This is a genomic window from Thalassobacillus devorans MSP14 (assembly GCF_000496835.1).
GTDB lineage: Bacteria > Bacillota > Bacilli > Bacillales > Halobacillaceae > Thalassobacillus > Thalassobacillus devorans_B.
The window spans coordinates 2,317-5,276 of sequence record NZ_KI543240.1; the positions used below are offsets into that span (position 1 = coordinate 2,317).

1 rRNA gene is annotated in these 2,960 nt (G+C 54.0%); it reads left to right on the plus strand.

From position 1 onward, the window contains the following. Window positions 1-42 precede the first annotated feature (42 nt). Window positions 43-2,959 (plus strand): 23S ribosomal RNA (locus P855_RS0120165). Window position 2,960: the final 1 nt, after the last annotated feature.

Below are 2,960 nucleotides of genomic sequence, written 5' to 3' on the forward strand. Positions count from 1 at the left end.
AAGACATTCAACGACATCAAAACAACGTCTTTTCACGAAGATAGTTAAGTGAAGAAGGGCGCACGGTGGATGCCTTGGCACTAGGAGCCGAAGAAGGACGGGACTAACACCGATATGCTTCGGGGAGCCGTAAGTAGGCTATGATCCGGAGATTTCCGAATGGGGAAACCCACGGTCCGTAATGGGACCGTATCCTGTACTGAATACATAGGTGCAGGATGGCAGACCCGGGGAACTGAAACATCTCAGTACCCGGAGGAAGAGAAAGCAAACGCGATTTCCTGAGTAGCGGCGAGCGAAACGGAACCAGCCCAAACCAGAAAGCTTGCTTTCTGGGGTTGTAGGACACTCCATTGGAGTTACAAAGAGATTTGGTAGGCGAAGCGATCTGGAACGATCGGCCGAAGAAGGTAACAGCCCTGTAGCTGAAACCGAATCTCCTCCGGAGTGGATCCTGAGTACGGCGGAACACGAGGAATTCCGTCGGAATCCGGGAGGACCATCTCCCAAGGCTAAATACTCCCTAGTGACCGATAGTGAACCAGTACCGTGAGGGAAAGGTGAAAAGCACCCCGGAAGGGGAGTGAAAGAGAACCTGAAACCGTGTGCCTACAAGTAGTCGAAGCCCGTTAATGGGTGACGGCGTGCCTTTTGTAGAATGAACCGGCGAGTTACGATCCCATGCAAGGTTAAGTCTGAAAGACGGAGCCGCAGCGAAAGCGAGTCTGAACAGGGCGACATAGTATGTGGTCGTAGACCCGAAACCGTGTGATCTACCCATGTCCAGGGTGAAGGTCAGGTAACACTGACTGGAGGCCCGAACCCACGCGTGTTGAAAAACGCGGGGATGAGGTGTGGGTAGGGGTGAAATGCCAATCGAACACGGAGATAGCTGGTTCTCTCCGAAATAGCTTTAGGGCTAGCCTCAGAGAACAGAGTCCTGGAGGTAGAGCACTGATTGGACTAGGGGCCCCTACCGGGTTACCGAATTCAGTCAAACTCCGAATGCCAGTGACTTAGCTCTGGGAGTCAGACTATGGGTGATAAGGTTCATAGTCGAGAGGGAAACAGCCCAGACCGCCAGCTAAGGTCCCTAAGTATGTGTTAAGTGGAAAAGGATGTGGAGTTGCTTAGACAACCAGGATGTTGGCTTAGAAGCAGCCATCATTTAAAGAGTGCGTAATAGCTCACTGGTCGAGTGACTCTGCGCCGAAAATATACCGGGGCTAAACACATCACCGAAGCTGCGGATTGATCTTACGATCAGTGGTAGGAGAGCGTTCTAAGGGCCGTGAAGTCAGACCGTGAGGACTGGTGGAGCGCTTAGAAGTGAGAATGCCGGTATGAGTAGCGAAAAAAGAGTGAGAATCTCTTTCACCGAAAGCCTAAGGTTTCCTGAGGAAGGCTCGTCCTCTCAGGGTTAGTCGGGACCTAAGCCGAGGCCGAAAGGCGTAGGCGATGGACAACAGGTTGATATTCCTGTACCACCTCCTTTCCGTTTGAACGACGGGGGGACGCAGGAGGATAAGGAGAGCGCGCCAATGGATGAGCGCGTCCAAGCAGTGAGACGGTCGGATAGGCAAATCCGTCCGGCAACGTCAAGCTGTGACGGGGAGGGAAATAGAGTACCGAAGCTCCTGAGTTCACACTGCCAAGAAAATCCTCTAGTGAGGAAAGAGGTGCCCGTACCGCAAACCGACACAGGTAGGCGAGGAGAGGATCCTAAGGTGAGCGGGAGAACTCTCGTTAAGGAACTCGGCAAAATGACCCCGTAACTTCGGGAGAAGGGGTGCTCCTTTTGCGAGGAGCCGCAGTGAAAAGGCCCAAGCGACTGTTTAGCAAAAACACAGGTCTCTGCGAAGCCGTAAGGCGAAGTATAGGGGCTGACACCTGCCCGGTGCTGGAAGGTTAAGGGGATGCGTTAGCTTAAAGCGAAGCGTTGAACCGAAGCCCCAGTAAACGGCGGCCGTAACTATAACGGTCCTAAGGTAGCGAAATTCCTTGTCGGGTAAGTTCCGACCCGCACGAAAGGTGCAACGACTTGGGCACTGTCTCAACGAGAGACCCGGTGAAATTATACTATGCGTGAAGATGCGCATTACCCGCGACAGGACGGAAAGACCCCGTGGAGCTTTACTGTAGCCTGATATTGAATGTTGGTACAGCTTGTACAGGATAGGTGGGAGCCTGAGAAACCGGAGCGCTAGCTTCGGTGGAGGCGCCGGTGGGATACCACCCTGGCTGTACGGACATTCTAACCCAGGACCGTGATCCGGTCCGGAGACAGTGTCAGGTGGGCAGTTTGACTGGGGCGGTCGCCTCCTAAAAGGTAACGGAGGCGCCCAAAGGTTCCCTCAGAATGGTTGGAAATCATTCGCAGAGTGTAAAGGCACAAGGGAGCTTGACTGCGAGACCTACAAGTCGAGCAGGGACGAAAGTCGGGCTTAGTGATCCGGTGGTTCCGCATGGAAGGGCCATCGCTCAACGGATAAAAGCTACCCCGGGGATAACAGGCTTATCTCCCCCAAGAGTCCACATCGACGGGGAGGTTTGGCACCTCGATGTCGGCTCATCGCATCCTGGGGCTGTAGTCGGTCCCAAGGGTTGGGCTGTTCGCCCATTAAAGCGGTACGCGAGCTGGGTTCAGAACGTCGTGAGACAGTTCGGTCCCTATCCGTCGTGGGCGTTGGAAATTTGAGAGGAGCTGTCCTTAGTACGAGAGGACCGGGATGGACGCACCGCTGGTGCACCAGTTGTTCCGCCAGGAGCATCGCTGGGTAGCTACGTGCGGAAGGGATAAGTGCTGAAAGCATCTAAGCATGAAGCCCCCCTCGAGATGAGATTTCCCATCACTTCGAGTGAGTAAGATCCCTCAGAGACGATGAGGTAGATAGGTCCGAGGTGGAAGCGTGGTGACACGTGGAGCTGACGGATACTAATCGATCGAGGACTTAACTAAC